This is a genomic window from Rhodococcus globerulus NBRC 14531 (assembly GCF_001894805.1).
In the GTDB taxonomy this organism is placed as follows: Bacteria; Actinomycetota; Actinomycetes; order Mycobacteriales; family Mycobacteriaceae; genus Rhodococcus_F; species Rhodococcus_F globerula.
Genome location: NZ_BCWX01000001.1, coordinates 828,440 through 853,986 on the forward strand (window position 1 = coordinate 828,440; position 25,547 = coordinate 853,986).

Genomic DNA, 25,547 nt, shown 5'->3' on the forward strand with positions numbered 1-25,547 from the left:
TCCTCAGCAGTTTCCAGCGGCGCCGGCTTCGATTCCTTCTCGGAACAGTTGTTTGTCGGCTTCCGGCATCGCTTGATACGACGGGTCGTTCTCCACGATTTTCAGGAAGTCCGCCGCAGCGTCCGCCGGGGCTCCGCCGCTCTGCGTCTGCTGCGTGACGTAGACCGATACAGCCGAGCAACCACCGAGAAAGGCAGGCTCGGTCCGGGGCACGGCGGGGACCGAACTGACGGACGAATTGGCAGCGGAAGTCACCGTCGTAGCGCTCGGGGCCTCGGTTTCCCCGTCGGAGCTGCAGGATGTGACAAGAATCGCAACTGGAATCAACAGCGTGGTCAGCAGTCGCCTCATAGCCCAAATAGTCCCATAATTGGCCTGTTGGGGCCGGAAAACGCACTTCGGCGCCGTAACTCCTACACCCTGTCGTTGTCAGATTCGACAGAACTGGGACACTGGAGGTCGTGACTGTGTCTTCCGGTGATTTCGACGTGCATGCAACGAACTCGGCTCGGCTCTTCGAGCGTGCCGGCAAGGTTATTCCAGGCGGCGTCAATTCGCCGGTCCGAGCGTTCGGTTCGGTGGGTGGAACACCCCGATTCATCCGTGAGGCGTCCGGCTACACGCTGACCGACGTCGACGACAACAAGTACGTCGATCTCGTGTCGTCCTGGGGGCCGATGATCCTCGGACACGCCCATCCCGCAGTCGTGGAAGCCGTCCGCGAGGCAGCCCTCGGCGGACTGTCCTTCGGTGCTCCCACCGAAGGTGAAATCGCGCTGGCCGAAGAAATCGTTGCCAGGGTCGCCCCCGTCGAGAAGGTTCGCCTCGTCAACTCCGGCACCGAGGCCACCATGAGCGCCGTGCGCCTGGCTCGCGGATTCACCGGTCGCACCAAGATCATCAAGTTCTCCGGCTGCTATCACGGTCACGTCGACGCATTGCTTGCCGACGCCGGATCGGGTCTTGCCACCTTCGGACTGCCCACATCACCCGGTGTGACCGGCGCACAGGCCGAAGACACCATCGTGGTCCGCTACAACGATCTCGACGCCGTAGCCGCGGCATTCGCAGCCAACCCGGACGCCGTCGCGTGTGTCATCACCGAGGCCGCTGCCGGAAACATGGGGGCCGTCGCGCCGCTGCCCGGTTTCAACGAGGGACTGCGCGCGCTCACCCGCGAGCACGGCGCTCTGCTGATCATGGACGAGGTGATGACGGGATTCCGCGTCAGCGCGTCCGGTTGGTACGGCATCGACAACGTCGCCGGCGACCTTTACACCTTCGGCAAGGTCATGAGCGGCGGTCTTCCGGCCGCGGCATTCGGCGGTCGCGCCGACATCATGGGCCATCTCGCACCGGACGGCCCGGTCTACCAGGCAGGCACCCTCTCCGGTAACCCGGTTGCCGTCGCTGCCGGTCTCGCCAACCTTCGCGCTGCCGACGCCGAGGTGTACGCCAAGCTCGGAAAGAACGCCACCACCCTCGGCACGCTCATGTCCGATGCGCTCACCGCAGAAGGCGTCGTCCACCAGGTGCAGTACGCGGGCACACTGGTCAGCGTGTTCTTCTCCGAAAACACCGTCACGAACTACGACGAGGCGAAGGCCGCGCAGACGTGGCGGTTCCCCGCGTTCTTCCACGAACTGCTCGCTCGCGGTGTGTACGCGCCGCCGAGTGCGTTCGAAGCGTGGTTCGTCTCGGCCGCGCTCGACGATCGGGCATTCTCGATCATCGCCGACGCTCTGCCGCACGCAGCAAAGGCTGCCGCGGCAGCCGTCAAGCCCTGAGATGCACGATCCCGCTATTCCTTCAGCCCGTACCTACTTCAGCTAGGACTCTCGACTGTGACCGACGTCGACCATCCAGACCACACGTCCACCCGCACGATCGTGCATGTGCTTCGCCATGGTGAAGTGCACAACCCGCGCGGGATCCTGTACGGACGGCTACCGGGATTCCGGTTGTCGGTGGCGGGTGAGGCGCAGGCACGGGCGGTCGCGGCTGTTCTTGCCGATCACGACATCACCCATGTTGTCGCGTCGCCGTTGCAGCGGGCACAGGAAACCGCGACTCCGATCGCCGAGGCTCACGGCGTCGACATCACGACCGACGACAACGTCATCGAAGCCGGCAACGAGTTCGAGGGCCTCAAGGTCGCTGTGGGTGACGGCGCACTCTCGCGTCCGCGTCACTGGTGGAAGTTGCGCGATCCGTTCACTCCGTCATGGGGCGAGCCCTACCTGCAGATTGCGCATCGCATGCTCGCTGCCGTGAATGCCGCTCGCGTTGCTGCCGTCGGACACGAAGCTGTCATCGTCAGCCATCAGTTGCCGGTGTGGACTTTGCGACGGTTCCTGCAGGGCGAGCGCCTGTGGCACGACCCGCGTCACCGCCAGTGCGGCCTGGCGTCGCTCACATCGCTCGTCTACGAAGGCGACACTCTCGTCGACATCATCTACTCCGAGCCGGCAGGCGCATCCGATCCGAGAGTGACTGGAGCATGATTTTCCGCAAGGTCGCAGTAGCAGTCGCCACGGCTGCTGCAGCGATGCTCGTTCTCTCGTCCTGCGCGACCGGCGACGACGCCGTCGCAACGGGCGGCACGTTCGACTTCGTCTCGCCGGGTGGCCAGACGAAGATCTTCTACGATCCGCCGTCCGATCGCGGCACCATCGGAAAGCTCACCGGGCCGGATCTGATGACTGAAGACGCAACTGTCGCCCTCAGCGATTTCGAGGACAAAGTTGTCGTCCTCAATGTCTGGGGCCAGTGGTGTGGCCCGTGCCGCGCCGAAGCCGACGACTTGGAGCAGGTCTACGAGCAGACGCGTGATTCCGGAGTGCAGTTCCTCGGCATCAACGTTCGCGACGACACCAAGAACAAGGCACAGGACTTTGTCGTCGACAACAAGGTCTCGTACCCGTCGATCTACGACCCGTCGATGCGATCGCTGATCGCGCTCGGCAAGGGATACCCGACATCTGTCATCCCGACCACCATCGTCCTCGACCGCCAGCACCGCGTTGCCGCTGTGTTCCTGCAGGAATTGCTTGCCGAGGATCTTCTGCCCGTGGTCGAACGAGTGGCAGCGGAAGAGCCTGCGCAGCAATGACACTCGCAAGTACTGAAACACTCGGCGCCGGCGTCGGTGAAGCATTTCAAAATGCCGCCTCGTCCGGGCCGCTATTTCTTGCACTGGGAGCCTGCCTGCTCGCCGGTCTGGTCTCGTTTGCCTCACCGTGCGTAGTGCCGCTCGTTCCCGGTTACCTGTCCTACCTGGCCGGGGTGGTCGGTGCGGACGCTCCGGCAATCACGGCAGACGAAGCCAGGACGCGAACCATTGCCCGCAGTAGCCGTCTGCGAGTGGCAGGCGCCGCCGGACTTTTCGTGGCCGGCTTCACCGTCGTCTTCGTGTTGGCGACGGCTTCCGTGTTCGGGGTCATCTCCACCCTGCTGATCAACCGCGACGTGCTGATGCGCGTCGGCGGCGTAGTGACTATCGCGATGGGTCTCGTGTTCATCGGCCTGGTGCCCGCGCTGCAGAAAGACGTCCGCTTCGAGCCGCGTCGAGTGTCCTCCCTGGTGGGCGCTCCGCTACTCGGGGGTGTTTTTGCGCTCGGCTGGACGCCCTGCCTTGGCCCGACGCTTGCCGGTGTGATGTCCGTGGCCGCCGGAACCGAAGGTATGACCGCGGCTCGCGGTGTCACGTTGATCGTGGCGTACTGCATCGGGCTCGGCTTGCCGTTCATCATTCTGGCTCTCGGGTCGGCTCGCGCCTTGAACGGTGTCGGTTGGCTGCGCCGCAACGCGCGAACAATTCAGATTTTCGGCGGAATCATGTTGGTGGCGGTGGGTATTGCCCTCGTCACGGGCGCGTGGGACCAGTTCGTCGGCTGGGTTCGTGACGCATTTATCTCGGAGGTGACGCTGCCGATATGACAGCTGACGACAATCACGACAACTCGACTTCGGCATTGCCTCGGCAGTCGACGATCGGCCGAGTGATCGCGCTCGGACGCAACACGTGGCGCGGTCTCACCTCGATGAAGACGGCGCTCGTGCTGCTGTTCCTCCTCGCAATCGCCGCTATCCCCGGCGCGCTGTTGCCACAGCGTTCCCTCAACGAGGGCAAGGTAGCCGAATACATCGCCGCGCGGCCCACCTTGGGTCCGTGGATGGACAAGCTCGAACTGTTCGACGTGTTCAGCAGTTTCTGGTTCACCGCGATCTACGCCCTGCTGTTCATCTCACTCGTCGGCTGCATCCTGCCGCGCTGCGTCGAACACGCAAAGGCCCTGCGTACCCGCCCGGTGGCGGCGCCGCGCAACCTCTCCCGCTTGCCGCACCACACGTCGGCCGTCGTCCCTGGCGAGACGCCCGAACAGTTGGCGGCGCGTCTGTCCAAGGAACTCAAAGGATGGCGCGTCGAGACCCGCACCGACGACGCGCGGTCGAAGCGCGACGGTGAAATCACGATCTCGGCGGAGAAGGGGTACCTCCGTGAATTCGGTAACCTCGTATTCCACCTCTCGCTCGTCGGGCTCCTGATTGCCATCGCCGCCGGAAAGCTGTTCGGCTACGAGGGCAACCGCATCGTGATCGCCAACGACGGACCGGGATTCTGCACGACGTCGCCTGCCGCCTTCGACTCCTTCATCGCCGGACTCGAGCTCGACGGCACCGGGATGACGCCGCTGTGTTTACGGGTCAAGAACTTCGAGGCCGACTACCTCGAAACCGGACAGGCCGAGATGTTCACCTCGGACATCGCGTACCAGTCGGGCGATGACATCGACTCCGACACCTGGCGCGACACGACCATCGCGGTGAACCACCCACTGCGCATTGCCGGTGATCGCGTGTACCTGCAGGGCCACGGTTACGCACCGACCTTCACGGTCACTTTCCCCAACGGGGAGACCCGCACCGAGACTCTGCAGTGGCGACCCGACGATGCCGTCACCTTCCTGAGCAGTGGTGCGATGCGCTTCGACCCGCCAGGCGGCATGTACCCGGATGCCGACGAGCGACGCAAGAATCAGATCGCCATCGAAGGGCTGTTCGCGCCGACGGCACTGTTCCACGGAAATCTGCTGTCGTCGAGCTTCCCGGCGATGAACGATCCGGCCGTTGCCATCGACATCTACAAGGGTGACACCGGACTGGACACCGGTAATCCGCAGTCGCTGTTCGAGCTCAACACCGAACTCATCAATCAGGGCCGACTGGTCAAGCAGGAACGTGTCAACCTGATGCCCGGCGAGAGCGCAACATTGGCGGACGGCACGCAGGTACGATTCGACGGCGCCGTCGACTTCGTCAACCTGCAGGTTTCGCACGACCCGGCTCAGCAGTGGGTCCTGGTCTCGGCACTGACGATGATGGCGGGGCTACTGGTTTCGCTGCTGATCAAGCGTCGCAGAATCTGGGCCCGTATCTATCTCGACGACGAACGACGTACGGTAGTAGAGCTCGGCGGACTTGCCCGTACCGACCACGCCGGCTGGGGCGACGAGTTCGATCGTCTCGCAGATCGACTACTAGACAGCCACTCGACTAACTCGGTGACCACACCGCACGTGCAGGAGAATGCCCGATGACAACCAACGAGACTCTCGCTCAGTACAGCGACTGGGCCTTCAAATCAGCCTTCACGGTGCTGGTTCTGGCGTTTCTGCTGCTGATCGTCGAGTACGCGTCGGCTCGCGCCAAATCCGTTCAGGAGAAGGAACTGGTTGCCGCAGGTGGTGGGGACGCCCTCACTCCGGGTCGCGTGACCGAGCAGCCGGTCAAGCCGCTCTCCGAGCGCTTCGGCGGGATGGGCCGCGCAGTCCTGGTTGTCGGCACCGTTCTGATCATCGCGTCGATCGTGCTCCGTGGATTTGCCACCTCGCGATTCCCGCTCGGCAACATGTACGAGTTTGTTGCCATGGCGTGTGCTGCCGCGTTGTTGGTCGGTCACGTTCTGCTGGCCAAGGCAACGTACCGATCGATGTGGGTCTTCCTGCTCGTACCGGTGCTTATTCTGATGTTCCTTGCCGGAACAATCCTCTACGCCGACGCCGCTCCCGTGGTTCCCGCACTGCGGTCATACTGGCTGCCGATTCACGTGACCATCGTGAGCGTCGGATCCGGCATCTTCATGATCGGTGGCATCGCCAGCATCCTGTTCCTGCTGCGCCTCAAGTTCCCGCCAGGTGAAGAAGGTTCTGGCATCGGTGGCCGGATCGCCGAGCGGCTTCCCGACGCACAGACACTCGACCGCCTGGCGTACAAGAGCACCATCATCGCCTTCCCGCTGTTCGGTGCCGGAGTCATCCTGGGTGCTATCTGGGCGGAAGCGGCCTGGGGCCGGTTCTGGGGCTGGGATCCCAAGGAAACGGTGTCGTTCATCGCCTGGGTGATTTACGCCGCGTACCTGCACGCCCGCGCAACATCCGGTTGGCGTGAGACGAAAGCCGCCTGGATCAACATCGCAGGTTTTGTGGCAATGCTCTTCAATCTGTTCATCATCAACATGGTCGTGTCCGGCTTGCATTCCTACGCGGGGCTGACCTGAGTCAATCCGGTACGGTGGGTTGTCGCCGACCGGTCGGGTTTTGTGCCCGCCCAGTGCAGCTGCGGCGGGGTACACGGTAGCCGCGTACCGGCCACGAAACTAGCTACGCGATAGCTGTATGGTCGTGTCTGTATCGGGCTGGGTGATCGACACGGAACAGATTTCGACAGGGGCGGACATGGCTGACAAGAAGGACGACGCGGGAGCAGGGATCTGGGAACCGGTGCGTCCGGCGCCTGCTCCGCATCAGCAGGCCGCACCGAAGCCTGTTCATGCACCGACTCCTGCATCACCGAAGGATGTTGATCCGGGAATGCGAAGCTTGTTCGTCGCGCCGACGGACAACACAGCGCCGGGCCCCAACGGCCATGACTCCGTACCGATGTACCCGGCGCCGCCGACGCCTCCGTCCGCTACTACTGCCCCGCCCGCTACTACTGCCCCGGCTGCAGCGTCGAATCCGATGCCGGCCCCGAGCTCGACGCCTGTCCCAAATTCGACGCCTGCCCCCAATGCGGGGCGTGTGCCTGCTATTCAGTACCCCGGTGGGCCTCCCGGGCCGGCAAATGGACACTTTGCGTCCGGGCCATTCGCGGCCTCACTGCCGCCGCAAACCTATGAACCGTCGCCTGGGGTCGGCCGGACGAATGGTGCAGGCAATCCGGGTGTGGTGAATCCTGTTGCGGCGCAACAAGCTCCGGCGCCCCGGCCGCAGTTTCCGGCTGCGCCCGCACCTTCAGGTCAGATGCCGCCTGCTGCTCGGGTTCCTGTTTCGCCACCCGTGCCCAACCCCCAGATGCCCAACCCCCAGATGCCCAACCCCCAGATGCCCAACCCACAGATGCCCGTCCCGCGTCCGCCTGCCGCGGGTCCGGCGTCGATCGTGGGAACGCAGCCCGCGCCCGGTCGGCCGGAACCATCGCTGCCGATGTCGGCGCAAGATCTCTCCAACGCGCTGTTGCTCAAGCCTGTTAAGCCCGCTCCGGTCGGCGGGTGGCGCAAGGCCGTGTACACGTTGTCGGGACGGAGTCTCAACCTCGGTAACGGCGCCAAAGATCAGCAGATGCTCGAGTTGACTCACAAGATCAATCAGCCCATGCAGGGCTGCTACAAAGTTGCGGTACTCAGCCTCAAAGGCGGAGTTGGGAAGACAACGACAACAGCGACTCTCGGCTCGACGTTTGCATCCGTGCGCGGTGATCGCGTCATCGCAATCGACGCGAATCCGGACCGTGGAACGCTCAGTCAGAAAGTTCCTCTCGAAACCCCGGCCACAGTCCGTAACCTTCTGCGTGACGAAGCGACCATCGAGAAGTACAGCGACGTTCGTGGTTACACGTCACAGAGTCGGCACCGTCTGGAAGTGCTTGCCTCCGACAGTGATCCGGCGGTTTCCGAAGCATTCAGCGGGGAGGACTACACCCGCACGGTCACCATGCTCGAAAAGTTCTACAGCATTGTTCTCACCGATTGCGGAACCGGATTGATGCACTCGGCAATGACAGCGGTTCTCGAACAGGCAGATTCGTTGATCGTCGTCAGTTCCGGTTCGGTCGACGGCGCTCGTAGTGCCTCAGCCACCTTGGACTGGCTCGACGCACACGGACACAGCGCGCTGGTCTCCAACGCCGTCGCCGTCATCAATGCGGTACGGCCTGGTTCGGGAAAGGTTGATCTACCCCGGGTAGTCGAGCATTTCGAACAGCGGTGCCGCACCGTTCGGCTGATTCCGTTCGATCCGCACCTCGAAGAAGGCGCCGAGGTTGACCTCGATCGACTTCGGTCCGGGACCCGTGACGCTCTCTTCGAGCTTGCTGCCGCGGTTGCCGACGACTTCCCGCGTTCGCACTACGGACGTCCGCTGCAGCGCTGAAACTTGCACAGGGCGGTGACCCTACAAGCTGCACAGGGCGACCGCCCTACTGCTGTAGGGGCGATCGCCCTGGCGTAGGACCTACAGTGACGAATAGGACCTACTGCGACGAATCAGTCGGAGCGCCGTCCTGGCCTCCCTGCTGCTTGCGTCGAGTTTGCTGATTTACGTTCCACAGGAACTCGGGATCGTCGTCAGGTCCCTTCACGCCGCCACCCGAGGCTCGGGAAGTGGGGGACGGTCCGAATGCTTTCCACATCAGGACGACCAATGTCACCAAACCTACTAACGCCAACAGATACAGCACGGCGCACCTCCTTCAAGTACAAGGAAGAGCCTACTCAGTCTCGGGTCTGGATCACCAGAATCCCTGGGACGTGGGTGCGGCTTGGTGCGCCGTGCTGTATTCGGGTAGAGCATTTGGGTAGAGCGCGAGCTCCGGTATTCAGTTGGCTTCGGTGGTCAGCGAGCGCAGAAGCTGCATGACCTCGGTCTCGCGGAAGCGACGGTGTCCGCCCGGAGTGCGAAGTGATCCGAGTCGGCCGGCGTGCGCCCAGCGGGTCACGGTCTTGGGATCTACGTGAAACAGAGCCGCGACCTGGCCGGGTGTCATGAGTGCGTCTGCGGCTACGTTGTATGTTGGTGCGCTCATCTGATGTTCCTCCGTCTTGGCGTCGAACATGTGTTTCGAAACAGTAGCTCAAAACCTACGCCGAGTTTGTTTCGGCGGCCCCTGTGCACGTTCGACCTTTTTTGGATTGGTAGCGCAATGTTTGCACAGAGTTGCCCAGTTAGTCGATCCTTAATATTTAGGTAAAGAAAAAGTAAAGGACAAACCGGATAAAGCGGGCCGATTATTTTAGTCGCCCGGAGTAGGTAACCTTGCAGTGTGAGTAAGTTGCCTGAACGTCCGGAAAACCAGCCTTCTACGCCCGACCTGGCCAAGTCGGAGCCCGTTAACTCTGGGCAAGCAATTGCCTCTGGTGGGGTTGTCACGAAGGGGCAATTGGCGAGAGATGTCGTGCTGTACTCGGTTGCCCGACTCGTGCTGGTAGTCGTAATCGGTGCCGTCATCATGTTCGGTGGAAAGGCTGTCGGTGCAGAGGTTCCCCTGCTCGTAGCTGCCTTGTTTGCCGTGTTGATCGCGCTTCCGCTCTCGCTTCTGCTGTTTGCCAAGTTGCGTAAGCGCGTCAATGTCGGCATTGCCGCAGTTGACGCTCAGCGTCGCGAAGATCGCGACGATTTGCGCGCCAAACTGCGTGGTGACCAGCGGTGACGTCGGAGGTGGTCGACGTCTCGCGCCGTAGTGCGAGAGGTTGGGTCGACAACGCGGTCCGACTGATCGAAGCCGACGCTCAGCGCAGCGCCGACACCCACCTCCTGCGGTACCCGCTACCGAACGACTGGCCCGTCCAGCTCTATCTCAAAGACGAGTCGACGCACATCACCGGCAGCCTCAAGCATCGTCTCGCGCGCTCGTTGTTCCTGTATTCCATCTGCAACGGTTGGGTTACCGAACACACGCCCGTTATCGAGGCTTCGTCCGGATCGACGGCCGTCAGTGAGGCGTACTTCGCGAAGTTGCTGGGGCTCGAATTCGTGGCTGTGATGCCCGCTCACACCAGTCCCGCGAAGATCGCCCTGATCGAGGCGCACGGCGGACGTTGTCACTTCGTCACCGACCCGTCGTCGATCTACTCAGAATCCCAGCGGCTCGCGCGCGAGTCGGGTGGGCACTACATGGATCAGTTCACTCATGCCGAGCGCGCAACGGACTGGCGTGGAAACAACAACATCGCCGCGTCGATCTTCACTCAGCTCGAACGTGAGGAAAACCCGGTCCCGCAGTGGGTTGTCGTCGGCGCAGGCACCGGTGGAACGGGCGCGACCATCGGTCGCTTCCTGCGCTACGGCAAATTCGACACCGGGCTGTGTGTTGTCGATCCCGAACACTCGGTGTTCTTCGACGCCTGGCGGGCCGGTGATCCGTCCATAGTCGGTACTCGCGGCTCGCGAATCGAAGGCATCGGTCGACCTCGCGTCGAGCCTTCGTTTGTCGGTCAGGTCGTCGATCGGATGATCAAGGTGCCCGACGCCGGCTCCATTGCTGCCGCACGTCACGCCAGTGACGCGTTGGGGCGCAAGGTCGGTGGTTCCACCGGAACAAATCTGTGGGGCTCCTTCGCCTTGATCGCGGAGATGATGGCGGCAGGACGAAGCGGCAGCGTCGTCACCTTGCTCTGTGACGGCGGAGAACGCTATTCGGGGACGTACTACAACGATGATTGGGTTGCGTCCGAAGGTATTTCACTCGAGACGCCGACAGCGGTTCTGGACGAGTTCATCCGATCCGGGGCGTGGACGGCCGGCGCCTGAGCGTTGGACGGCTCATCGTGATCCTGGGCCATGAATCGAGTCCGGCCGCTTGCTCGTGCGTGCGGATCCGGATGAGATCCGGGGACATCGTGCTCTCGGGTATGCGCTCGAATCCGAGTCGCTCGTAGTAGGGCGCGTTCCAGGGGACGTCGGCAAACGTAGTCAGGGTCACCACGTGGTGATGGTGTGCTCCAGCCCAGTCGGCGATGGAGTCGATCAACTGCGCGCCGAAGCCTTTGCGTGAGTGCAGGGGGTGCACTGATACCTGCTCGATATGAACCCCGACGTCGATGATGTCGACAAGGGCGTATCCGAGAATTGTGTTCGCGGCATCGGTCATCACCCAGATGTGATCGGCTTCGAGGTACTTCGTGAGTTCGTCGAGAGTCGGGGGCGGATCGTCGGCAATGGCGTCCATTCCAACGTCTCGGAAGGGCTCACCCGCGGCTGTTTCGATCAGTTGCAGTGCAGGTAGGTCATCTGGGACAGCCAAGCGAATCACAGAATCCGTTGTACCTCGAGTGTCGAATTTCGCCCAGCCGAGTCGCCCGGAATCCCAAACCTACGCAACCGTAGGTTGTGTATCGTTTGGCCTATGGACGCTCCCGAGGTTTCGCTCGACAACTACGAGGCTGTGTACGAGTACTACCGCGGTCACCAGCAGAATCGGTTCGTGGCCAAGCTTGCCTATGCCGCGCTGGCACTGAAATATCGTCCGCGAATTGCTTATGCACCTGGCGCGGAAGCCGCGTTGGCGGCTCTACTCGGGCGTGGGACGCAACTGGTGGTTGCGGTCAATCACCTTACGGAGAGTGACCAATTCACGCTTGCGGCGACGGCGTGGCGCACCCCACTGCGGCGTGTGATCGGGCGGACTCGCGTGCTGGCGAAGGATGAGCTCTTCGTTGATCCAGCTCAGCGCAAGAAGGTCGACATGATGGGCAGCATTCCGGTGTTCCGCAGCAAGAATCACGGACTGCGGGCCGTGTCGGACGCGGGCCGCGTGATGATGGACGTTGCGGCGCAGCGCTTGAGCGAGGGGGACTGTCTGGCGATTTTCCCCGAGGGAACCTGCAATACCGAGGATCCCCGGACGCTGCAGCACGTCAACAGCGGAATCGGCCACATCGTTTCGCGCGCAGAGAAATTGGGATGCTCGCCTGCACTCCTGTCGGTTGGAATCAGCTACGGGCCGGAGGCGGGTCAGGTCAAGAGCGCCCGGGTTTTCATCGGCACTCCGGTAGTCGACCTGGGTGGAAAACCGATGGACATCGCTCGCGTCGTACAAGCTGATCTGCAGCGTGCCGTGGACGGCGCCGTGGCGAGTTACTGATCACTGCCCGCCATTCACCCCAATGTGTCAACTTTGGTTGACGCCTGCCGGCTGTCAACCTATATTGACAACATGACCGAAGCGACCTCACTCGCCACCGCCGCAGGCAGTCCCGATCCAGCGGAGGGCTTGCGGGCCGTTCGGGCGCTGCGACGACTGCTCGAACGACTCGAAGCCATCCAGGTTGCCAACGCGCGCAAGCAGGGATGGTCCTGGCAAGCGATTGCCGAGACTCTCGAGGTGAGCCGTCAGGCCGTCCACAAGAAGCATGCAAGCGCAGAGTCGCAACGAGGGAAAGGCAGGTAGGGAAATGTTCGAGAGGTTTACCGCAGACGCACGCGCGGTTGTCGTCGACGCGGTCGGCAGTGCCGATCAGGTGACTCCCCAGGAATTGTTGGAAGCACTTCTGGCCACCGACCGTGGCATCGCCACAGCGACCCTGCGCGAGTGCGGTGTCACCGCCGAATCGCTGCACAGCGAGACTCCGACGAACGATCTTGATCAAGACGCCGATGTGCTGGCGTCGATAGGCATCGACCTGGCCGCCATTCGGGAGAGCCTCGAGCAAGCGTTCGGGAAGGGAGCGCTCGACGAGCCTGTCGTGCCTGCCGGGATCGGTTCGCGTCGTAGCAGATTCGCCTTCCCGCGCTCGAGATTCGAGAAGGACGCGAAGAAGGTTCTCGAACTGTCACTGCGGGAAGCGGTTGTGCACAAGAGCAACCACATCGGCGCCGAGCACATACTCCTCGGCATCCTGCGTGTCGCCGATGGTCCGACGCGCACGGCACTCGAAGCGCAGGTCAGCATCCCCGAGATCCGTAGCCGGCTGGAATCGGCGATGCGCCCAGCGGCCTAGACATCACGACATGACGGGATCATGTGCCAGCATTCAGACATGACATTTCTGGCACGTCTCATAGTCAACGGAATAGCTATCTGGCTCGCCTCCATGTGGGTCACCGGAATCACCATCGACAGCAATCAAGACGATACGTGGGGAAACATCCTGGTCATCGCGATAATTGCGCTGATCTTCACCGTCGTCAACGCGTTCATCAAGCCGTTGCTGAAGCTACTGTCCCTCCCGCTGTTGATTCTCACGCTCGGGTTGTTCACGCTCGTCATCAACGCGCTCATGCTGATGTTGACGGCCTGGATCTCGACGTCGCTTGACGCCGGATTGACCGTCGACGGATTCTGGACCGCTGTTTGGGGCGCACTGATCATCTCCGTCGTGAACTTCGTCCTCAGCGCGTTTGTGCCCGAGAATCGCTGATCGGGCTTTCGCTGATCAGGGCCTTCGCTGATCAAGCTTTCGCTGATCAGGCCAGGCTGAGCGCAACTGCCGTCGCGGCACCCCAGACAAGCATTGCGAGTCCGGTGTCGCGCAGAGCAGGAATGAGAGCCATGCCCTGACCGCCCGAGCGCAGTGGTGCGTTGGCTCGGACTGCAAGTGGCAACGCGAGCAGTCCGAGCAGCGCCCACGGTGTTCGTAGAACAAGCAGCAGTGTTGCGATGAACGGAACAGCCAGCAGGACGACGTGCAACGTGCGGGTCTTCGCGTCGCCGAGGCGGACGGCGAGTGTGATCTTTCCGGATTCGGAGTCCGTCGGGATGTCTCGCAAGTTGTTGGCCACAAGAACCGCGCTAGAGAAGGAACCGATGGCAACGGCGCCGGCAAGTCCGGCAAGATCAATGCGTTCCGCCTGCACGAATTGAGTTCCCAGAACTGCGACCAGGCCGAAGAACACAAACACGGCGATCTCGCCGAATCCGCTGTACCCGTACGGCTTCTTGCCGCCCGTGTAGTACCAGGCGCCGATGATGCAGAACACGCCAACCGCGACCAGCCACCACGCCGTCGTAGCGGCCAGGGCAAATCCGGCAACAGCCGCGACGGAGAAGCAACCGAGGGCTGCGGCCTTGACGGTGCCGGGGCTGACCAGCTTCGATCCGACCAGGCGAATCGGCCCGACGCGATCGTCGTCCGTCCCGCGAATTCCGTCGGAGTAATCGTTCGCGAAGTTCACCCCGATGATCAAAGCCAGGGAAACGATCAGCGCGAGGAGCGCCTTCCACCACACCGCGTGATCCAGTGACGCCGCTGCTCCGGTGCCGACCAGCACCGGGGCAATCGCATTCGGGAGGGTGCGCGGTCTCGCGCCTTCGATCCATTGAGCAGCTGTAGCCATACAACGATCTTTGCACTGTGCAATACCATCGAACGCGGTGGATCAGGACAAGACTCGAGACGTGACTGGCATAACTCTGCTCGGCCCCGTGTCGATCGGGGCGGCGAATCGGTGGGTCGGAGTGCCCGGGCCGCGAGCGCGCGCCCTGCTCACCGCGTTGGCGCTCGATCCGGGGCATCCATGTTCGCCGCAGAGCCTGATCTCCGACATCTGGGGGTCGGAGCCGCCGCGTTCACCGACCAATGCCCTACACACGCAGGTGTCCAGGCTGCGATCCGCGCTCCCGGAAGGCGCCCTGGAGGTGACGTCGGCGGGCTATCGGCTCACGGTGACACGGGATCAGGTTGATCTCGCGCGAGCCGAAGACGAGGTCCGAGCGCTTCGCGGTATTGACGCACACCCGCGCGAGTTGCTGACGAGAGTCACTGCAGCTCTGAATCTCTGGCGGGGGAGCCCGGGCGACGATGTTGTCGGGCCGGCGGGTGAGCAGTTGGCTTCGCGTGCCAAGAGCCTGCGCCGCGAACTTGTCACACTGCGACTGCGCTCGCTGCTCGAGCTCGGGGATTTCTCCGAGGCACTTCCTCTTGCGCGAGAAGCTCACGCCGACAATCCTTTCGACGACACCGCTGCCGGGAACCTGATGCGATCGCTCGCAGGCTCGGATCGTGTCAACGAGGCGCTCGAGATGTTCGCGGTGCACCGCGAGCGCCTGGCTGACCGGTTGGGTGTTGATCCATCGCCGGCTCTGGTGGCGCTGAACGCGGACTTGCTCGCTGCGCCGACTGCGTCGACTGCGGCGGCCCGGAGTTCCCGCGCGATCGGTTTGCGCGCGGCACCCAACGCCATGTTCGGCCGCCGAGACGATATCGAGAGAATCGAGGCACTCCTCGAACGGTCTCGCGTCGTCACGATCCTCGGACCCGGCGGCGCGGGAAAAACCCGTCTGGCACACGAATTGGGGTCGCGGGCCTCGGCCCGCACGTCCGTTGTTCTGGTCGAACTGGCGTCGTTGCGAAGCAGCGACGACGTGATCGCGGCGATCGGTAGCACCCTCGGAATCAGTGAAGCCGATCTGGCACCAGGTCGCCTGACAGTCGGGCGAACGCACTCCGCCCGCGAGCGGTTGGTCGAGGTTCTTTCGGCCGGTCCGATGACGTTGATTCTCGACAACTGTGAACATGTACTCGGGGCCTGCTCGGACATCGTTGCCGAGATGATTGCAGCCAGTGCGCAGGTGACCGTTCTGACGACAAGTCGATCACCGCTCATGCTCAGTGCAGAGGTCGTCTATCCGTTGCCTCCGTTGGAGATTCACGGTGATTCCGGGTCTGCGGTGGAATTGTTCACGGCTCGGGCCAGAGCCGTGCGACCGTCCGTACATCTCGATTTGGTGGCCGTCGGAAAGCTGTGCGCGACGCTCGACGGCTTGCCGTTGGCCATCGAACTCGCGGCGGCCCGCGTGCGGACGATGAGCGTCGAGGAAATTTCGGCGCGCCTGAGTGATCGATTCGCGCTCTTGCGATCCGGTGACCCCACGTCGCCGGATCGCCATCGCACTCTGCACGCGGTGATCGACTGGAGTTGGAATCTGCTCGGCCCCGAGTATCGAGTGGCACTGGCTCGATTGTGCCGATTCCCGGCTGGTTTCACATTGTCTTCGGCGCGAGCGGTCGCCGAGTGGGACGGCGTGGATGACATAGCCGACGCGATCGAGGCTCTGGTCAACCAGTCGTTGCTTACCGTCGTCGACGGGCCGGACGGGTTGCGCTACCACATGCTCGAGACGGTTCGCGAATACGGCGAGGAGAAACTCGGCGATCTCGGTGAGGGGACGGAAGTTCTTCGGAGACTTAGTGGCTGGGCCGTCGCGATCGCCGGGGACGCTCGCCGACGGGCTCGTTCCGATCAGCTGCGCCTTGTGGGCGAGATCGACGCCGAACATGACAATCTCCTTGCTGTGCTGCGTTGGGCAGTCGACGGCAAAGACGGCGTGACCACAGCGAGTGTCTTCCCGGTTCTCGGAGTGCTCTGGTCGATTCGGGGTGCACACACGGAAGTAGCGAACTGGGCACCGAAGGTAATCGAAGCAACTCGAGATCACGACCTACGTGACGTAGACGGCGACTTGGCGGCCACGACGTTCATGCTGGTGGCGATGCATCTACTGTTCGCCGAACTCAGTCGCGATCACGTTCGAGCAAGGGTTCGCCTCCGAAAGATGCTGCGCGAGCGTGGCGATCTGCGGCCGATGTTCGTGTTTTTCATCCGACTGCTGAATAGTCCCCGCTCCGGGTACGGCGTTGCGCGGTTGTTGGCGGAAGGAGTCCGCAGCGCTGACACCGAGACCCGGACGGCCGCGTTGTTCGCGCGGTCGAACTTGCGCGAGAACATCGGCGACGTGCGGGGTGCACGTAGTGATGCCGAGGATCTTCTGCGGTACGCCCGAGAGATCGGAGACGAGTGGGGCGTCGCGATGGCCGCTCAACACGTCGGCTCGGTCCACAGTCAATCGACGAGGTATGCCGAAGCTGCCGAGTACTACGCGCTGGCAGCGGCGGCCAGCGAAAGTCTGGGAGCTCACGAAGAAGCGGTGCAGCTCATCGGGTTTCAGGCAAGCGCGTTGATCGCCGACGGCAATTCCACGGGCGGGCGCGCGTTGCTGGATCAACTGCGGCCCGCGCTGGCGCAAGTCGGCGCCAGCTCTGCGATCGAAAATCATCAGCGGCGGTCGGCGATGTCGGCCAATCTTGCCGAGGCAGACCTGGCGGAAGGCCATGTCGAACTCGGTCTACGCCAGTACCGAGAGGCGCTGGATCTGCTCGGCGACGCGATGGGCAATGTGTACGGAGATCCGTTTGTCATCCTGCTCAGCGCTGCCGCGGTATGCGCACACGCGCTGGCAGGGCAGTCGCCGAAGGTCGCGGATCACGTGCACCGGATGGTCGAGTCGAGTCTGATCAAGTTGCATCCCAACGGATATACCGATCTGCCACTGACGGGTTCGGTCGCAGCGGCCGTCGGTGCCTACGATCTGTCGACCGGGAACGTCGGGCCCGGCATCGAACTGTTGGCCCTGGCCGTCGTGATGCGGGGACGGCAGGATTTTGCCTCGCTGCAGCATGAACGGCTCATCGCATTCGCGCGCGGAATTGTCGGTGACCAGCAGTGGTTTGACGCGGTGAACACGGTTTCGAGATACCCACGCGCCACGACCCGCGAAGCAGTTCTTGCCGCGCTTCGCGGGTCGCGTGGGTAATCGTCTCGCTTTACGTCTTGCGCATGTACATCCGTACGGTCAGTGGTGCCATCACGGCCACGATGACTGCCGCTCCAACGAGCGACCACACAACGTGAATACCGAAGTGGCCTTCGTTCGCGAGTTCGCGGACTGCGGTCACCAATTGTGAGACCGGATTGACGTTCACGAACTTCTGCAGCCAGCTCGGCATGGTGGCGGGATCGACGAACGCATTCGACATGAACGTCAGGGGGAACAGCACGAGCATCGAAACGCCCTGCACCGTAGACGCTTTGTTCATCATCACGCCCATGAGTGCAAAGATCCAACTGATCGAGAACGCGCACACCATCACCAGAATCGCGGCAGACAGGATGCCGATCGCACCGCCGGCCGGGCGGTATCCCATGGCAAAACCGACGATGAACGTAATGGTGGTGGCGATGCCGTACCGAACGACGTCCGCGAGCAAGGCGCCGGACAGCGGAGCGATACGGGCGATCGGCAACGACTTGAAGCGGTCGAACACACCCTTGTCCATATCTTCACGAAGCTGAGTGCCGGTGACGATGGAACCGGTGATGACCGTCTGGACGAGGATGCCGGGGATGATCGTCGGCAAGTAGGCCGTGACGTCGCCGGCGATGGCGCCGCCGAAGATGTACGTGAACATCAGAGTGAAGATGATCGGCTGGATGACAACGTCGAACAGTTGCTCGGGATTGTGCTTGATCTTGAGAATGCCGCGGTACGCCATCGTGAACGTATTCGCGAAACTCTGCTCGAGACTGATCCGCCGCGGAGCCGAAGTGAGATCGGCGACTGGCGATTTGGTAGTGGTGAGAGTAGTGGTCATGCGGGAATCCGATCGGAGTTGTTGTCGGAATCGGCGTCGTTGCGTCCATGGTCTTCGGGTTGATGCCCGGTGATGGTGAGGAACACTTCGTCCAGACTGGGCTTCTGCACGTTGATCTCGTCGACGGCGATGCCGCGCTCCCGCAAACGGATCAGGAGATCGGCGGTTACGGATGGGTCGCTCAGCGGGGCGGTGATCCGGCCGACCTCGGGAGTGACACCTACCTCGACACCGAGCATCGACGCGATAATGGATCGGGCTTCGTCGGTTCGATCGCGCTCGACGAGTTTGAGATGCAACGACGAAATGCCCACCGACGCCTTGAGCTCGTCGGCTGTGCCGTTTGCGATCACTCGGCCACGGTCGATCACCGCGATCCGATCGGCCAACTGATCGGCCTCGTCCAGGTATTGCGTGGTCAGCATGACCGTCGAACCCTCGGCGACCAGTCGCCTGATCGTCTCCCACATCTGGGCGCGGGTACGCGGATCGAGGCCGGTCGTGGGTTCGTCGAGGAACAACAGAGGCGGGCGGGCGATCAGGCTGGCCGCGAGGTCGAGGCGTCGACGCATTCCGCCGGAGAAGTTCTTGAGAGGTTTGGCTGCGGCTTCGGTGAGGTCGAATTCCTCGAGAAGCTCGAGTGATTTCTTGCGGGAGTCCTTGCGGCTCAGACCGAGCAGACGGGAGAAGATCACCAGGTTCTCGGTGGCCGTCAGGTCCTCGTCGACGGACGCGTATTGCCCGGTCACGCCGATCAGGGATCGCACTGCCACGGGTTCGCGGCTGACATCGCGGCCGAAGATGCGGGCCTCACCGCCGTCGGGGCGCAGGAGGGTGGCGAGCATGCGAACGGTGGTGGTCTTGCCCGCGCCGTTGGGGCCGAGCACGCCGAAGACCGATCCCGTGGGCACGGTGAGGCTGACTCCGTCGACAGCGCGTTGCTCACCGAACATCTTGACTAGGCCCTCGGCCTCGATGGCAAGAGGTGAAGCTGTGTGGTTCATGGGATCAAGCGTGACAGAGTGCGCTTGCATTTGCCTTGCGTGGAACTTGCGCAGCCGTGCAAGGGGGACTGTGCCCCGCGCCGCAGGGCGATTATGCAGCCGCAGGCGCGATCAAGCGCGCGTGTGCTGATTCTGCGCGCGGCAGTGTTATCCATAGCGGCAGGCTTCTCCACAGTGGCAGCGTTATCCCCAGCCGAACATTTGTTGCTGACGTACGCAGATAGAGGCGGCACGCTCGCCACATGGGAATTCTCACGCGGGCACAGGCCCATCGGGACGGCATCAGCGACGCGCAGTTGCAGCGGGCCGTCAGGTGCGGAGAGCTGCACCGAATCGCAGCGGGAATCTACATGCGGGCCGATCACTACCGCGAACTCGATGCGCGAGCCCGTCACCGCCACACCGCCCTCGCCACCGCTGCAGCCTGCGGACCGGGCGCAATCGTCAGCCATGTATCCGCGGCAGTGATGCACGGTCTGGACTGCGGCGGGTTAGGCCTGAATGTTGTGCACGTGACGCGGAACAGAAGCTCGGGTGGGCGAAAGAGTGCCACCTTCCACCTTCATCCGGCACCGCTGGTTCCGGAGGAAATCGTGCTTGTCGACGGTGTGGCAACGACGTCGCTGGCGCGCACGTTTGTCGATATCGCGCGCACGACATCGTTTGAGAATGCCGTGGTGATCGGCGACTGTGCACTGCGCCGGGGGTGAGACGTGACGATCTTGCATCCGTGCTCGAACGTTTGCACGGCCGCCGCGGAATGAGCCGGGCGCGGGTGGTTGCCGAGTTCATCGAACCCGGTGCCGAGAGCCCAGGGGAGTCCATCAGCCGGGTGCGCATGCGCGCCGACGGATGGCCGATGCCGACCTTGCAGCAGGAGATCCGCCTCGGCGGACGATTCATCGGGAGGGTCGACTTCTTCTGGGAAGAATTCGGGGTGGTGGGCGAGTTCGACGGCATGGTGAAGTACCGCAGCGAGAATCCGGGTGCGGTGGTGGAGCGCGAGAAACTGCGCGAGGACGCAATCCGAGATGCGGGGTTCGAGGTATTCCGCTGGGTGTGGGCGGATCTGCGGGACTTCGAACGGGTGCGGGAGCGCTTCGATCGGGCGTGCGTGCGCGGCGTCGCGCGCTGAATGTTCGGCCGCGCGGGTGATCAGGCCTGCGGCTGAACATTCGGCCTGCGGGAGCTAGTCGAGCCGTGCGCGAACCAGGCAAAACGTAACATTGCATAGCGCTCCGTAACGAAATTTCGCGAAACCGCCCTTACGGAGCGACTCGCTCTAATACGCTGCTGCCAAGTCGGACGGACTGGCGCTTCCTCGGCTGAGTAGTCGCAGCTCAGTGGATCAGACCAGGGCAGGGCGTCCGAAACATCGCTGTCTACACACAAAAGGACGCGCACGTGAACTTGAAGAGAATGACCCCAGCAATCGCCGCGCTCGCGGCTGTAGGACTGCTCGTGTCGAGCTGTAGCAGCGATAGTGGTTCGGACCCGTCCGAGAACGCCGCGACCGGAGATCCGATCAAGGTAGGTCAGATCGCTCCGATCGAGGCGCCGGGGCTCGGCTCCGCCGCTTACGCCGCCGGCATGGTCGCATCGGTCGACGCTTTCAACGATCGGGGCGGCGTGAACGGACGCCCCCTCGAGCTGATTCAGTGCGACTCCATGGGTGATCCGAACAAGGAGGTCGACTGCGCGAACAAGATGGTCTCCGAGGGGGCCGTCGCGACGCTCGCGGACTTCACTCCGGTTTCGTCGGAGGCGTCGTCGAAGATCCTGCTGGACGCCGGAATCGCCCGCATCGGGCTGAACCCGGTGAACATGGCCGACTTCACCGCGACCAACGTCTACACGCCGTTCTCCGGTTCACTGCTCAACCTGTACGGAATGATCGACATGCTGGTGGCACAGGGCAAGACCAAGCTTTCCTTGATGCGCCCCGACCTTCCGGTGACCGCACAGCTGGTCGGCTTGCTGACCCCTGCGGTGCAGGCCAAGGGGGCGGAGATCGTCAACGACGTCGCAGTGGGTACCGGTGCGACCGACTACACCCAGTTCATCGCGGCGGCGGAGCGCAACGGCGCGCAGGGCGTGATCATGGCGCTGGGTGCGGCCGACGCGAACCCGATCGCGCAGTCGTTCGAGCAGCTCGGATCGAAGCTGACTTTCGCGTTGGGGTCGGCGGGCTTCTCCCAGGCGGACCTGCAGGATCTCGGCACCTTCGCCACGTCCTCGACGTACACCGGCCCGACTCCCGCAGCGTCGTCGAGCACCGACGACTTTCCCGGTCTGAAGGATTTCCTGGCAGACATGGAGAAGTCCGGTAAGGACGAACTGGGGCGCGAGAACCTCAACGGCGACGCGATGAACCCGTGGTTGACGGTGCGCGCATTCGGTGAGGTCGCAAAGGATCTCAAGGATGTCAACAAGAACACGGTCATGCAGGGATTCGAGAATGCCAAGGCACTTGACATGGCGGGCCTTGTGCCCGCTTGGACGCCGAGTGCGGTCGAGCCGTTCGGGATCTTCCAGCGCGTCTCGAACTCGATGATGTACCGGATGACGTTCGACGGTGACGTTGTCATCACCGATCCGGTTCAGTACGACCTGCGCAACCCTACTGCCTGAGCTGAATTCACCCTGGAGATTGACGAATGACTGAGTTCCTACAGTTTGCGATTCTCGGCCTGGGGGCGGGCTCTGCCTACGCGCTCCTGGCGCAGGGCATCGTGCTGGTTTATCGCGGTTCCGGGGTGGTGAACTTCGCGCAAGGCGCGATCGCCATGGTGGGGGCCTACTTCAGTTTGGAAACCCTTCAGCGCGATCATGATTGGGGCCTGGTTCCGGCTTTCCTCGTGGCAACGGTAGTGGCTGGACTGATCGGACTGGCATTTCAGCTGCTGGTGTTGCGGTGGCTCACCAATGCCGCGCCGATCGTCCGGCTGGCCGCCACCCTCGGCTTGATGGTGATCCTGCAGGCCGGGGTGCAGCAGTACTACGGCAGCACCCCGATCCGGGTGCGTGCCTTCCTGCCCGACGACGCGTATCACTGGGGAGGTGTTGTGGTACAGCAGGATCGGATGATCCTGCTGGGTATCGCGGTGGTGTCGACGGCGGCGCTGTGGGCCTGGACCACGTTCACCCGGGTGGGCTTGGCCATTACCGCGGCCGCCGAGCACGAGCGAGCGGCCGCTGCGCTCGGCTGGTCTCCGCAGCGTCTGGCAACGTTGACCTGGACCGTTGGCGGAGCGCTCGCCGGTGCCGCGGGAATCCTGGTGGCGCCCTTGACCGGGCTCACTCCGTCGGCGTTTGTGGTGATCGTGACGGTCTCGGCGCTTGCCGCGGCTTTGCTCGGTGGTTTCCGCTCCTTCCCACTCACTCTGCTCGGCGGATTGTTGCTGGGTGTGGGTGAGAGCCTGGTCGTCCTGTATCAGGACGGCCTGCGGGATCTCCTCGGGATGGAGACGCTCACCGGCGTCAATCGGGCTGTGCCGTTCGCGGTGATCCTGGTGGTGCTCGTTGTGCGGGGGAAGGGGTTGCCGCTGCGCAGTCATGTTTCCGAGCGGCTGCCCAAACTCGGATCAGGCGAGATCCGTTGGGCAGGTGTCATACTCGGAGTTCTGGTGGCTGTCGGCATTATTGCGGCCGGTGGCGACTGGCTGCGGTCCTTGACGCTGACTCTGGCTGCGGCGGTGTTCCTGCTCTCGATCGTGGTCCTGACGGGCTTTGCCGGCCAGCTCTCGCTCGCCCAGTACACCGTCGGTGGCCTTGGTGCGCTCTTCGCCGCGCGGCTCGTCGGGCAGGCCGGTTGGCCACTGGTGCCGGCGGCGCTGGTGAGCGTGGTGGCGGTGATTGTGATCGGGGTGGTGTTCGCGCTGCCGGCGTTGCGAACGCGGGGTGTGAATCTGGCGGTTGTCACACTGGGGCTCGGGTTCACCATCCAGGAGATGGTGTTCAACAATCCGACCTTCACCGGCGACAAGCTCGAGGGTTCGGTGAAGATCAACCAGCTGAGCCTGTTCGGGCTGGAGGTGACGCCAACGCGTTACCCCGAGCGGTGGGCTCTGCTGTGCCTCGTAGCGCTGGTGCTGTGTGCACTGATGGTCGCGAATTTGCGACGCTCGCGCACCGGCAGACGGCTGATCGCTGTGCGGACCAACGAGCGAGCGGCGGCGTCGCTCGGGATCAGCGTGTTTGCCGTCAAGATCTACGCGTTTGCGTTTGCGGCCGGTTTGGCTGCTGTGGCAGGCATTCTCCTCGGTCTACGCAACACCGCGGTCACCTATCTCGAGTTCAACGTGTTCGCGTCGATCAATGCCGTAGTCCAGACGGTGACCGGCGGCCTCGGCTTTGTACTGGGTAGCGTCATCGGTGCGCTGATGGCGCCGGGAGCGCTGTTCAGCCGACTGCTCTCGGGCTTGGCTCTGGCCGCACTGCTCGGCGGTGTGATCCTCATTGTCACTCTGCTCACCAACCAGAACGGTATCGCCGACATGATTTCGCGCGGGCTTCGGTCGGTTCCAGGGCTGAGCACGCTCGGCACCCGCAAAAAGGGCCGTGGTCATCAACTTTCGGATGAATCGCCAACTGGTTCGGTAACCCCGACGCCATTGATCGTACGGGGATTGACGGTGCGATTCGGCGGCGTCGTCGCTGTCGACGGTGTCGACCTCGATGTTGCGCCGGGGCAAGTGGTAGGTCTGATCGGACCCAACGGGGCCGGGAAGACCACGGTGATCGACGCGATCACCGGATTTGTCAGCCCAGCGGCGGGGCAACTCACCCTGGGGGACAACAACATCACCGGGTGGTCCACTGCGCGCAGGTCCAAAGGTGGGCTCCGCCGCTCCTTCCAGTCGCTCGAGCTGTTCGAGGACGTCACCGTCGGGGAGAACATCCATGCCGGCGCCGACGAATCGACTTGGCGCACATGGGTTACCGACCTGATTCGCCCCGGCCGTCATCCACTCTCACCGAGTGCGTCGACCGTTGTGCGGGACTTCGAGTTGGAGAACGATCTGGACAAGTTACCGGGCGAACTGTCGTACGGTCGGCGACGGCTGGTGGGCATCGCCCGAGCGGTTGCCTCCGCACCGTCCGTCATCCTGCTCGACGAGCCGACAGCCGGACTGGACGACGCCGAGAGCCGTGAACTCGCAGTTGCCATCCGGCACTTGGCCGTACAACGCGGCGCGGGGGTGCTTCTCGTCGAACACGACATGGGACTCGTGATGTCCACGTGCGATCGGATCGTGGTGCTCGAAGCCGGCCGGGTGATCGCGTCCGGAACACCGGACGAGATTGCCTCCAGCCCGGCTGTCCGCGACGCCTATCTGGGTACCGACATCGAGACGACAACGGAGGCAACACGATGACAAGCACCAGTGAGAAGACGGTGGCGGCGGACGTTGTCCTCGAATGCCGTGGCCTGAGTGCGGGTTACGCGGGGGCGGTGGTCTGCCGTGACCTCGACATCACGGTGCGATCGGGGGAGGTGGTGGCACTTATCGGCGCCAACGGCGCCGGCAAGTCCACCACCATGCTCACCGTGGCCGGAGAACTTGCCCCGATATCGGGCGAGATCTCGGTACTCGGCTCCAGTCGGCGTTCGTCCCTGTCGTCGTTGGCGCGTCGCGGTCTGAGCTACGTGACCGAGGAACGGTCCGTGATCATGGGCCTGACCGGGGCCGAGAACCTCCGCCTGGCAGGTGTATCCGCAGACGCAGCCTGCGCGATATTCCCCGAGTTGCGCGCTCTCCTGAAGCGTCCGGCAGGCCTACTGTCAGGTGGTGAACAACAGATGCTGACGCTGGCCAGAGCGCTGGCCCGGGAACCTCGTCTCCTGCTGGCCGACGAACTGTCGCTTGGGCTTGCGCCGCAGATCGTGCAGCGCCTACTCGCCGTGGTGCGGGAGGCCGCGGACCGCCAGGGTCTCGGTGTACTCCTCGTCGAACAACACGTGCGGCAGGTGCTCGCGGTAGCGGATCGGGTGTACGTCCTGCGCCGAGGCGCAGTGATGATGGAAGGCACCGCAGCAGAGATCGGTGCGGACCTCGACGCCGTGCAACGTGCCTATCTGGCGCAGGGTCCAACGAGCACAGAGCAATAGGCTT

At 63.2% G+C, this 25,547-nt stretch carries 26 protein-coding genes; 19 read left to right on the forward strand and 7 right to left on the reverse strand.

Annotation, left to right across the window (positions count from 1 at the left end; genetic code table 11):
- Positions 1-3: 3 nt before the first annotated feature.
- Positions 4-351 carry a hypothetical protein gene (locus tag RG2_RS03665; protein WP_033235471.1) on the reverse strand — a complete coding sequence of 116 codons (348 nt, stop codon included), beginning with the start codon at positions 349-351 and terminating at the stop codon, positions 4-6.
- Positions 352-461: 110 nt separating this feature from the next.
- Between RG2_RS03665 and hemL the strand changes: the two genes are divergently transcribed.
- From hemL to RG2_RS03700, 7 genes are all read left to right on the forward strand, one after another.
- Entirely contained in the window at positions 462-1,787 is a 1,326-nt protein-coding gene (gene hemL / locus RG2_RS03670) for a glutamate-1-semialdehyde 2,1-aminomutase (protein ID WP_051730613.1), read from the forward strand.
- Positions 1,788-1,844: 57 nt separating this feature from the next.
- The gene (locus tag RG2_RS03675; protein WP_033235469.1) at positions 1,845-2,504 is read left to right on the forward strand and encodes a histidine phosphatase family protein; all 660 of its coding nucleotides are present in this window, start codon (positions 1,845-1,847) and stop codon (positions 2,502-2,504) included.
- On the forward strand, positions 2,501-3,112 hold the full coding sequence (locus RG2_RS03680) for a TlpA disulfide reductase family protein (RefSeq protein WP_033235468.1): 612 nt from the start codon (positions 2,501-2,503) through the stop codon (positions 3,110-3,112). The genes RG2_RS03675 and RG2_RS03680 overlap by 4 nt, the downstream gene beginning before the upstream one ends.
- A complete protein-coding gene (locus RG2_RS03685) occupies positions 3,109-3,939 on the forward strand; it encodes a cytochrome c biogenesis CcdA family protein (protein ID WP_033235467.1) in 831 nt (276 codons plus the stop codon). Before RG2_RS03680 ends, RG2_RS03685 begins: the two co-directional genes overlap by 4 nt.
- Positions 3,936-5,600 (forward strand): cytochrome c biogenesis protein ResB, encoded by a 1,665-nt coding sequence (gene resB / locus RG2_RS03690; RefSeq protein WP_033235466.1) that lies wholly within the window; start codon positions 3,936-3,938, stop codon positions 5,598-5,600. The genes RG2_RS03685 and resB overlap by 4 nt, the downstream gene beginning before the upstream one ends.
- Complete coding sequence (ccsB, locus tag RG2_RS03695; RefSeq protein ID WP_033235465.1) at positions 5,597-6,559, forward strand: c-type cytochrome biogenesis protein CcsB; 963 nt, start codon at positions 5,597-5,599, stop codon at positions 6,557-6,559. The genes resB and ccsB overlap by 4 nt, the downstream gene beginning before the upstream one ends.
- A gap of 463 nt (positions 6,560-7,022) precedes the next feature.
- On the forward strand, positions 7,023-8,432 hold the full coding sequence (locus tag RG2_RS03700; protein ID WP_371851304.1) for a MinD/ParA family ATP-binding protein: 1,410 nt from the start codon (positions 7,023-7,025) through the stop codon (positions 8,430-8,432).
- A 100-nt stretch (positions 8,433-8,532) separates the two neighbouring features.
- Here RG2_RS03700 and RG2_RS03705 read toward each other — a convergent pair whose 3' ends face one another.
- Positions 8,533-8,739, reverse strand: coding sequence for a hypothetical protein (locus RG2_RS03705; protein WP_033235464.1), 207 nt, complete (start codon positions 8,737-8,739; stop codon positions 8,533-8,535).
- Positions 8,740-8,877: 138 nt separating this feature from the next.
- Positions 8,878-9,084: a BldC family transcriptional regulator gene (locus tag RG2_RS03710; RefSeq protein WP_033235774.1), complete on the reverse strand. Its 207-nt coding sequence runs from the start codon at positions 9,082-9,084 to the stop codon at positions 8,878-8,880.
- 237 nt (positions 9,085-9,321) lie between these two features.
- Here RG2_RS03710 and RG2_RS03715 point away from each other — a divergent pair, with 237 nt between their 5' ends.
- Together RG2_RS03715 and cds1 are read left to right on the forward strand one after the other, a co-directional pair.
- On the forward strand, positions 9,322-9,708 hold the full coding sequence (locus tag RG2_RS03715) for a DUF4229 domain-containing protein (protein WP_033235463.1): 387 nt from the start codon (positions 9,322-9,324) through the stop codon (positions 9,706-9,708).
- On the forward strand, positions 9,705-10,808 hold the full coding sequence (gene cds1, locus RG2_RS03720; RefSeq protein WP_033235462.1) for an L-cysteine desulfhydrase Cds1: 1,104 nt from the start codon (positions 9,705-9,707) through the stop codon (positions 10,806-10,808). The genes RG2_RS03715 and cds1 overlap by 4 nt, the downstream gene beginning before the upstream one ends.
- On the opposite strand, the gene RG2_RS03725 is transcribed toward cds1, so the two are convergent.
- Positions 10,774-11,310 (reverse strand): GNAT family N-acetyltransferase, encoded by a 537-nt coding sequence (locus RG2_RS03725; RefSeq protein WP_045063817.1) that lies wholly within the window; start codon positions 11,308-11,310, stop codon positions 10,774-10,776. The two genes, cds1 and RG2_RS03725, sit on opposite strands and share 35 nt — an antisense overlap.
- Before the next feature lie 93 nt (positions 11,311-11,403).
- Between RG2_RS03725 and RG2_RS03730 the strand changes: the two genes are divergently transcribed.
- From RG2_RS03730 to RG2_RS03745, 4 genes are all read left to right on the forward strand, one after another.
- Complete coding sequence (locus tag RG2_RS03730; RefSeq protein WP_033235461.1) at positions 11,404-12,141, forward strand: lysophospholipid acyltransferase family protein; 738 nt, start codon at positions 11,404-11,406, stop codon at positions 12,139-12,141.
- A gap of 72 nt (positions 12,142-12,213) precedes the next feature.
- Positions 12,214-12,447 (forward strand): HTH domain-containing protein, encoded by a 234-nt coding sequence (locus RG2_RS03735; protein ID WP_033235460.1) that lies wholly within the window; start codon positions 12,214-12,216, stop codon positions 12,445-12,447.
- A 4-nt stretch (positions 12,448-12,451) separates the two neighbouring features.
- Positions 12,452-12,997, forward strand: coding sequence for a Clp protease N-terminal domain-containing protein (locus tag RG2_RS03740; protein ID WP_033235459.1), 546 nt, complete (start codon positions 12,452-12,454; stop codon positions 12,995-12,997).
- A gap of 39 nt (positions 12,998-13,036) precedes the next feature.
- Positions 13,037-13,417 carry a phage holin family protein gene (locus tag RG2_RS03745; protein WP_033235458.1) on the forward strand — a complete coding sequence of 127 codons (381 nt, stop codon included), beginning with the start codon at positions 13,037-13,039 and terminating at the stop codon, positions 13,415-13,417.
- A 46-nt stretch (positions 13,418-13,463) separates the two neighbouring features.
- Here the strand turns inward: RG2_RS03745 and RG2_RS03750 are convergent, their stop codons facing one another.
- Entirely contained in the window at positions 13,464-14,333 is an 870-nt protein-coding gene (locus tag RG2_RS03750) for a 1,4-dihydroxy-2-naphthoate polyprenyltransferase (RefSeq protein ID WP_033235457.1), read from the reverse strand.
- Positions 14,334-14,394: 61 nt separating this feature from the next.
- On the opposite strand from RG2_RS03750, the gene RG2_RS03755 reads away from it, so the two are divergent.
- On the forward strand, positions 14,395-17,589 hold the full coding sequence (locus tag RG2_RS03755; RefSeq protein ID WP_230590251.1) for an AfsR/SARP family transcriptional regulator: 3,195 nt from the start codon (positions 14,395-14,397) through the stop codon (positions 17,587-17,589).
- A 10-nt stretch (positions 17,590-17,599) separates the two neighbouring features.
- On the opposite strand, the gene RG2_RS03760 is transcribed toward RG2_RS03755, so the two are convergent.
- Positions 17,600-18,427, reverse strand: coding sequence for an ABC transporter permease (locus RG2_RS03760; RefSeq protein WP_033235455.1), 828 nt, complete (start codon positions 18,425-18,427; stop codon positions 17,600-17,602).
- Positions 18,424-19,431 (reverse strand): daunorubicin resistance protein DrrA family ABC transporter ATP-binding protein, encoded by a 1,008-nt coding sequence (locus tag RG2_RS03765; protein ID WP_033235454.1) that lies wholly within the window; start codon positions 19,429-19,431, stop codon positions 18,424-18,426. The genes RG2_RS03760 and RG2_RS03765 overlap by 4 nt, the downstream gene beginning before the upstream one ends.
- Positions 19,432-19,673: 242 nt before the next feature.
- On the opposite strand from RG2_RS03765, the gene RG2_RS32600 reads away from it, so the two are divergent.
- The 5 genes from RG2_RS32600 (at position 19,674) to RG2_RS03785 (ending at position 25,543) form a co-directional block, all read left to right on the forward strand.
- Positions 19,674-20,141: a type IV toxin-antitoxin system AbiEi family antitoxin domain-containing protein gene (locus RG2_RS32600; protein WP_307718100.1), complete on the forward strand. Its 468-nt coding sequence runs from the start codon at positions 19,674-19,676 to the stop codon at positions 20,139-20,141.
- On the forward strand, positions 20,138-20,566 hold the full coding sequence (locus RG2_RS32605) for a hypothetical protein (protein WP_307718101.1): 429 nt from the start codon (positions 20,138-20,140) through the stop codon (positions 20,564-20,566). Before RG2_RS32600 ends, RG2_RS32605 begins: the two co-directional genes overlap by 4 nt.
- Before the next feature lie 269 nt (positions 20,567-20,835).
- On the forward strand, positions 20,836-22,062 hold the full coding sequence (locus tag RG2_RS03775; RefSeq protein WP_116538726.1) for an ABC transporter substrate-binding protein: 1,227 nt from the start codon (positions 20,836-20,838) through the stop codon (positions 22,060-22,062).
- A gap of 26 nt (positions 22,063-22,088) precedes the next feature.
- Entirely contained in the window at positions 22,089-24,809 is a 2,721-nt protein-coding gene (locus RG2_RS03780; RefSeq protein WP_033235452.1) for a branched-chain amino acid ABC transporter permease/ATP-binding protein, read from the forward strand.
- Complete coding sequence (locus tag RG2_RS03785) at positions 24,806-25,543, forward strand: ABC transporter ATP-binding protein (RefSeq protein WP_051730611.1); 738 nt, start codon at positions 24,806-24,808, stop codon at positions 25,541-25,543. The genes RG2_RS03780 and RG2_RS03785 overlap by 4 nt, the downstream gene beginning before the upstream one ends.
- The last annotated feature ends 4 nt before the right edge of the window (positions 25,544-25,547 follow it).